Origin of the sequence: Winogradskyella alexanderae, assembly GCF_020166335.1 — a bacterium.
Lineage (GTDB): Bacteria > Bacteroidota > Bacteroidia > Flavobacteriales > Flavobacteriaceae > Winogradskyella > Winogradskyella alexanderae.
Map to the genome: position 1 here is coordinate 1 of NZ_JAIUJR010000016.1, position 8,619 is coordinate 8,619.

The following is an 8,619-nucleotide window of genomic DNA, read 5'->3' on the forward strand; positions in this document are numbered from 1 at the left end:
TTCCTTATACTCTCTAATTATTGATCGTCAATTAGCTTCGCGTAGCGAAGTGTAAATTGTGGAATTTATTAGATTGGGAATTCGAGGAGCAGAGCTAAATGCCAAGCATTCATGAATACCTATTTATCACATTAGAAGTTTCATGAACTAAATTGCTTTTAACCGACGATGTCGCACGTTTAGGCTCGAAGCCCGTCGAATGCGATTGTCTGAGGTATAGCTGTTATAGTAATTTGGTTTAACCCTTGAGATGATAACACGTCTACTTTAAGATGCATTGTCTGCGTAGCAGCGCAGATTGAAGTTCGCCTTTAGCGACCCGAGCGCAGCGAACAGATGAATACCTATTTAATAAAATAAAAATGTAATGAATAATGTGTTATCATCGGTCTCGTATAACCGTCAGTTAGGGATAAATTTACGATTAAATTTGGCTAAGCACTGACCTTTGCAATTACAGAGTGGATTCGGACGTAGTCGAATCCGCCGACCAGAGCGTAGCGACTGACGAACACCTTAAAAATAAACATTAGTGAGTAAATTGCGGTTATACATTGTTAGCCTTTCGTTATGTCTTTATTTATTAATTCAACTACTTTTTTGTTGGAATCCTTCATTCTTTTAAGCTATTTTAGTATAAAATCATTGACTATAAATATTCCTAAACTTGCTAAAATAATGGAAGTTAAACGGTATAGTGCGATTACGATCAAAACCTATAACTCTGTTGTAAAAATTACAGAAGGGTATTTCAACAAACCTTTAGATTGATTTCCCCAACGTCTGGCAACAGGAAACTTACAAACATCTACTCAGATGGGTCGGCTAAGTATCGGTCTAAGTATTCGATTAGTTTACCAAAGAGATAGCGATCGTAATTCCGCTCACGGCTCCATCCATGCGTCGCACCAGGAGCAAAGGCAAAGTCAAAGTCCTTACCCTGTTTAATTAATTCATCAGCCAATGTAGCTGTAGTCTTAAATGGTACCACATGGTCTTGCATGCCGTGGATAAACAGTAGTTTGTCCTCCAGGTTCGCTGCATATTTGAGTGCTTTTCTTTCGAAGACCTCAGGGTGTGTCTTCGGGCTACGTACAATAGCAACATCGTCCGTTCCAAAGAATAGCGGGTCAACAGCTGCCGCTGCTGCAACACCTACCTGGAATAAGCCAGGCTTCATCAACAACGAATAAACGGAAAGAGTTCCGCCATAACTGCTACCCCAGATGCCGATACGATCGGGATCGACATAATCTAGTGATTCCATGTAGGCAACAGCACTTGCGTAATCTTCAATGTCCTGCTCTGCAAATCCAAGCAGGAACTCTTCACGGAATGCCCGACCATAACCGTTGCTGCCCCGTGAATCCACTTGCACAATAATATATCCCTTTTGAACCAATAGTTGTTGTACCAGGCTGTAGTTGCCGGCCCAACGGTTTCTTGCTGTATTCGAATATACGGGTCCAAACAGTACTGGATATTTCTTGCCAGACTTCATGTTGGTTGGTTTTAGAATACGGGCATGCAGGATATAGTCATCTACAAGACTGGGAAAGCTAACATATTCGGCAGCCACCCAGGTTCGCTCCGTGAAGCCGGGCAACGGAGAGCGGGTTATTCGTGTCGCGTCACCACCCTCAGTGCTTACCACGTAAAGCTCGGTCGGTGATGTGTCGTTGTTGTGCATGAACGCTAAATACTGGCCATCCGGTGAAGGGTAGCCAATGTTCCTGCCTGCAAGATGTGTTAATCGTTCAGGTTTGCCACCGGACATATTTAAGCGATAGACGTGTTGTTCATACGGATTAACGCCGTTGCCAGCATAAAACAGCGTCTTGCCAGCAATATTTGGGGTGGACAGCACATCGTAGGAAGGATCAGTTAGGAGCTTAGGACGACTTTTAGAAGCTGCGGTATCTATGGTGTAAAGGCCATACCGATCACCCATATCACTTAGGAAAACCACCTTCTTTCCATCAGGATGCCACTTAGATCCAAAGGAAGTGTACATACGGCTCTCTCGGACACCTCGCCAAATCTCACGCAGTTGGTTTTCTTCCGGTGAGAATACGAACAACTTACGTTCAACCGCATTGTCGGATGCAATATCAATCAGCAGAATGCCATTTGGTGACCAGTTGAAGTCAATAACCTGATTGGCGCTTGGGTTGGGTAAATCGAGGTACTCAATTTTACCACTTTCTACATCGAGTAGGCCAACCTTGCGAATTTCATTTGGATCACCGGGGTAACTTCGGCGTACCATATTGGGATTTGTCTCGTCAGCGAGGTAATCTGGGAACGGAACCTTTCGCATCTCACGTCGATCAACCACATGAATCGCAATTGTTTTGCCATCCGGTGACCACTTGTACGTCGGCCCACTCCAGATCCCTGGACCAATTTCACGTTCTGGTCGGCTATAGCGTCCAACTGGCAAGTTTGAGAGACTGGCAATTCCAATCTTGGTGAGTTGACGATTCTGTTTGGAAGAGAAGCTAGCCAGCCACAAGTCCCCTTTTTTTATATACGCCACTTGGTTTCCGTTTGGCGATATCGATAGATTATGGGCACCTGCTTCGACAGGCATCAACTGTAGGTCGTCTCCTTGGCTTAAGGATGTCTGCCATAGGTGGTTACCGCGTAAGCTGACGATTGTATGCGCGTTGGTCCAGACAATATTGCGTACTGACGGGGTGCTCGCAGTCGCGTCGGAAAGGAGTTGCACTTTCTTTCCATCACTTGTAGATACCCATAGGCCACGTCCGGGATTTCCAGGTTCACTCCAGGAAAAAGCGAAGTGCTTGCTGTTCGGTGCCCACACAGGTGGAGAAGGAGTTGTTCCTGTCAGTTTTGGTGTGGCGAATAGGTCATCAAGGGTGAGTTCGTTTTCCTGTGCTGTAACTGTGGCGGATAGTGTCAATAGTAAGCCTGCCATTACCCATGTTTGCCAAAAAGAGATGTATTTCATGTGTTAGAATTAATAACTATTATCTATAACCTAATTACTTCATCATGATCATATGATCTGAGTTGCCAGTCATTTCCCATTGGGTCAATGCTACAGGGATATTGCCAATGCGATTGATACTATCAAAGAAATCACTGAGCTCGAAAACCTCCCCATTCAGCTCTTTTAAAAGAGCATATTCTGCCATTGCAGTTTCAAACAAATATTTACCCGTGATATAGCTTGTACCATATCCCGGCTGACGCAAATACAAGTGCTGCTCAAAGATCAGTAGCTCTTTTTCAGTTTTCATCCAGCCTCGAGGAGTATACTTAGTATGTATACCACCGGCCTCTTCCATAGTCATTTCATTAGCATGCGCATAGAGAGAACCTAGTCCTCTAGCAGCCCTTTGTGCAATCAGAATGTAGACGATCTCACGAACTCTGGGCGCGTCATCATATAAACCAGCATCCATAAACATTTCTTCCACTGCAGTGGCAGTACCTTCATTTCGAGAATCGAAAATGTTGTATAATAGTGGCCCTTTTCTGATTTCACTTGGGTTAGGCTCGTTCTCCATTCTCGCCAGTTCGAACCAATGATAAAAGTGAGAGAAGAGTGGGCGAGGGTCATAATGCGAAGTGATATAGAAGAAGTTTCTCGTTTCCTCTGGAACAAAGCTACCCAAGTGCTCTCTTAAAGCAGGGTTAAAATAATCCTTCACGGTAAGTATATCCTCATCTTCTAAGAAGCTGATTAAACTCTTGGCCGCGCGATCGGCAAGGGCATCATAACTCTCAGGAGAATCAACGGCTACCAGTTCGGGAAGATTACGATTGCGATGTTCTTCTAATTTTAAAGCCGACCATGCACGGGCCAATTCTCTTTTTAGGATCATCACTTCATCTTCCCAAGTAAGAGGAACCAAATGCACATTTTGCAAATACCATGTGTAGTTATCCTTGCCTATGCCTGAAGGACCGGTTTTCTTAGCTGATTCTGCTTCTAGCCATTCTGCAAATTGATTTGTGGAAGTTTGGGCTTTTTCAATAGCCGTCATAATGTCTTCATCAGCACTTACACCTGCAGCACTTTTCATGCCCTCAAGTACTTCAGATTGCTCCCTGATATCTCTGACACCGGTGATCCATAGGTCTCTGGCATTACCTGTCAGATTGGTTTTGGCTTGAGCGTTCAATGCTGGAATCACAGCTAAATCATTGAGCATTCTTTCACGCTCTTCAACGCTTAACGGGAAATCATAGGTCCACAATTCCAAGGTGCCATGATTAGTGGGGCCTTCATGTGCTGGTACATCACTCTTATATGTCCATATTGTCTTATAGAAAGCAGGATCGCGTTCCCATGGTTTCAGTATGCGATAGTTGAAATCAAAACCGTTCATTTCTGCCCAGACAATCATCCAATCTACTTTGTTGGGAATAGACCACCCGGAGGTGTCTATCGCCACATGGCGCGCTCTTAATTCATCAAAAGCCGACATTCGCTGAGTGAAAGTAGCTTTCCGATAATCGGGTGCGCCTTCCAGTTTTGGAGGCATTTCGAAGGTTCTCCATTCTTTAAATAAAGCAACTAAATCCTGATAGTCTTTGGAAGTATGGCTTTCAGTTTTGGCTTCCGTTGTCCTTTCTTTCTTATCCGTTTGACAGCTAAAAAAGAGGATTAATAAAAGAGGAAAAATGATGGTATTTGTTCTCATGTGATGATGATGGTTTTTCTTATTTTGGTCACAATGAAGGGTAACGTGTTCGTATATGATTCCGTAGCGAGTAAAAATTGGTAGATTTTTCCGAGTAGGAATCAGTGTGATTTAAAGGTAGGAAATTTTCTTAATCTTAAAAGAGTTGAGCTATGGATTATATACGTTGTTGGCAATAGTTTTTATTTAGACTCAGTTATGAAAATGAAAGGTTCTCAAATGCTTTATAAAGTTCGTCGGCAGTAGAAAAGTCAAGGTATTTCCCTTGGACCCGCTAGCCTAGAATCCACATAACAACAAATTTAAACTAACGACTGTGACTATTCTACCGATAAATCATTAAGTTTGAGTTAATAACTTTTTCATAATTCTTATTTTTAATAATCAAAACCATGAGAAACCAATTCTTTACTTTGCTGCTATGTTTCTTCAGCTTAACTTTTATTTTTGCTCAAGATAAAACAGCCAAACCTTGGTCAGATCAAAATTTTGAAGGCTTAGAGCTTCGTAGTATCGGACCTGCATTTATGTCTGGTCGAATTGCAGATATTGCTATTCATCCTAAAGACGATAACACTTGGTATATCGCTGTAGCTTCAGGAGGCGTTTGGAAGACTATAAATGCAGGAGTCACCTGGAATCCTATATTTGATAAAGAAGGTTCGTTTGCCACAGGTTGCGTGACCATTGATCCTAATAATCCTCATGTTGTTTGGATAGGTACTGGTGAAAATGTTGGTGGCCGTCATTTGTCTTTTGGCGATGGTGTATACAGAAGTGATGATGGAGGAACCACATGGAAAAATATGGGTCTGAAAAATTCAAATCATATTTCTAAAATTGTGATTCATCCCGAAAATTCCGATGTGATATGGGTGGCCTCACAAGGTCCACTTTGGTCAAAAGGAGGAGAAAGAGGATTGTATAAATCTACCGATGGCGGGATAACATGGAAGCAGACATTAGGGAATTCTAAATGGACAGGTGTAACAGACATTGCATTTGACCCTCGAAATCCGGACCAAATATATGCTGCAACTTGGGATAGACACCGAACTGTAGCAGCCTATATGGGTGGAGGCCCTGGTACAGGATTGTATCGAAGTTCGGATGGAGGCGAGACTTGGGAAAAACTCAATACGGGTTTGCCTAAGTCCAATATGGGAAAAATCGGTTTGGCGATTTCTCCGCAAAAGCCCGATGTATTATATGCTGCAATTGAATTGGATAGACGAAAGGGTGGCGTTTATCGCTCAACAGATCGTGGCTCGACTTGGAAAAAAATGTCCGATGCTGTTTCCGGCGCCACAGGACCACATTATTATCAAGAGTTGTATGCTTCACCACATCAGTTCGATAGATTGTATTTGATGGATGTGAGGGTGCAGATTTCAGAAGATGGAGGTAAAACATTTCGGCGCATGAAAGAAAAACATAAACACTCCGATAATCACGCTTTGGCCTTCAGAAAAGATGATCCTGATTATTTATTGATGGGGACAGATGGAGGCGTTTACGAATCTTTTGATTTAGCCGAAAATTGGCGTTTTATGGGAAATCTTCCTTTGACGCAATTTTATAAAGTAGCGGTCGATGATGCCGAACCTTTTTACAATATCTATGGCGGCACACAAGATAATTCTACTGAGGGCGGACCTTCTCGAACCGACAATATACATGGTATTCAAAATTCAGATTGGAAAGTGGTCTTGGACTGGGATGGACATCAACCCGCTACCGAACCAGGTAACCCAAATATCATGTACGGACAACGACAGGAGGGAACATTGTCTAGAATTGATTTGATCACTGGTGAGGTGATGGATATTCAGCCTCAACCTGCAGCAGACGAAGATTATGAACGCTATAATTGGGACGCTCCGATTTTGGTTAGTCCTCACGCACCCGAACGAATTTTTCATGCATCTCAAAGACTATGGGTTTCTGACAATCGCGGAGATGACTGGCGCACTCTTTCAGGAGACTTAACTCGTAATCAAAATCGTTTAGAATTACCGATTATGGGAAAGCAACAAAGTTGGGATAATGCGTGGGACTTGAATGCTATGTCCAATTATAACACGATTACTTCTATTGCTCAATCACCGCTTGATGCAAATTTAATTTACGTTGGTACAGATGACGGGTTGATTCAAGTGACGGAAGATTATGGTGAAACTTGGCGGAAAATAGAAGTGAGTACTATAAAAGGAATGCCAAAAACGCCATATATCAACGACATCAAAGCAGATTTACATGATGCAAATACGGTCTATGTGGCGATGGATAATCACAAGTACGGCGATTACCAACCTTATATTTTAAGAAGTACGGATCGAGGAAAAACTTGGAGGCCTATCCAAAATAATTTGCCTAAACGGAACTTAGTTTGGCGTCTTGTCCAAGATCATGTAAAAAAAGATTTGTGGTTTGTAGGAACTGAATTTGGAATTTATTTTTCTCCTAATGCTGGTCAAAAATGGATAAAACTCCAAGGAGGTGTTCCTACCATCTCGTTCCGGGATTTGGCGATTCAGCGTAGGGAAAATGATTTGGTCGCTGCCTCTTTTGGACGCAGCTTTTATGTTTTTGATGACATAAGCGTACTGCGGGAAGTAAATGATGACGTTTTTAAGAATGAAGCTACTTTGTTTTCCACGCGAAAAGCATGGTGGTATATTCCTCGAGGTCATCTCGGTTTTGAAGGGAAAAAAGGTGATCAGGGTGCTGACCATTATGTAGCTGACAATCCTCCATTTGGAGCTGTTTTCACCTATTATTTGAAAGATGATTTAAAAACAAAACAGGAGATTCGAGCCGCGCTAGAAAAGAAAAATGAAGAGAATATTGCTTTTCCTGGTTGGGATGCCTTGGAAGAAGAACGCATGGAAGATAAACCAAAAATTTGGCTGGAAGTCAAGGATTCTAAGGGTAGTGTTGTTCGACGTGTAGAGGGTTCATCTAAGAAGGGCTTTCATCGAGTAGCTTGGGATTTGAGGTATCCTTCTCCTAATGCTATTTCAATGATAGAACCTCCAACACCCATGTGGGACGATAGGCCAAAAGCATTGATGGCCGCACCTGGAAAATATTCTGCTACGCTATTTCAGCAAGTGAATGGAGTATTGAAAGCGTTGTCACAACCGATAGAATTTGATGTTGTCCCTTTGCGCAAAGGTGCACTGGAAGGAGCAGCGCCAGAGGAGGTTGCTACGTTTTGGCGACAATATGAAAATGCTGTGCGTTCGCATTCTGCGATTCAAATAAGTTTAGCTAATAGCTTGAAACGTGCACAACGCATGAAAATAGTATTGGATAATTCGCCTACAGAAGCGGGTAGTTTTGATAATCGAATGACAGAAGTAAGAATGGAACTTCTAAAAATAGACCAAGAGCTAAATGGCCAAAAATCGAAAGTAGAACCGGGAGAAAAAACAAAACCAACTGTTGGCGGAAGATTATTTTCTTTACAAATCGGAATTGACCATTCGACTTATGGTCCTACGACGAATCATAAAAACCTTTTAAAGTTAATCAATGAGCAATTGAGTTCAACACAGACAAAATTGGAGATGAGCCAAGGGAAATTATCGCAATTGGCAAAGGATTTGGTTAAGAAAGGCGCACCGTGGATGGAAGGAGAAGCACTGCCGAAGAATTGATGGTTCTTCGTATTCGGAAATCTTAGTGGTTTAAATGAAGACAGCCTACTTTTCTTTCATTTGGTTTTTATGTAATTATTGCCAACTCAAGGGTTAAACGTAGTTCTGCTTTGAGAATGAAAAGATAATAAATTCCGTAGCAATAATTAGAGAATAGGTCTTCCTTATACGCTCTAATTATTGATCGTCAATTAGCTTCGCTTTAGCGAGGCGTGAATTGTAGAATTTATTAGATTGAAAATTCAAGATACGTTACCAAATTGCTTTTAGCACATGTTATG

The 8,619-nt window shown here is 42.1% G+C and carries 3 protein-coding genes; 1 reads left to right on the plus strand and 2 read right to left on the minus strand.

The genetic code is table 11. The features are described from left to right. Positions 1-808 precede the first annotated feature (808 nt). Both LBU54_RS14900 and LBU54_RS14905 read right to left on the minus strand, forming a co-directional pair. A complete protein-coding gene (locus LBU54_RS14900) occupies positions 809-2,974 on the minus strand; it encodes a prolyl oligopeptidase family serine peptidase (RefSeq protein WP_224531862.1) in 2,166 nt (721 codons plus the stop codon). A gap of 34 nt (positions 2,975-3,008) precedes the next feature. After that, entirely contained in the window at positions 3,009-4,676 is a 1,668-nt protein-coding gene (locus LBU54_RS14905) for a hypothetical protein (protein ID WP_224531864.1), read from the minus strand. Positions 4,677-5,068: 392 nt separating this feature from the next. Here LBU54_RS14905 and LBU54_RS14910 point away from each other — a divergent pair, with 392 nt between their 5' ends. Further along, complete coding sequence (locus tag LBU54_RS14910) at positions 5,069-8,338, plus strand: WD40/YVTN/BNR-like repeat-containing protein (RefSeq protein ID WP_224531866.1); 3,270 nt, start codon at positions 5,069-5,071, stop codon at positions 8,336-8,338. Positions 8,339-8,619 lie beyond the last annotated feature (281 nt).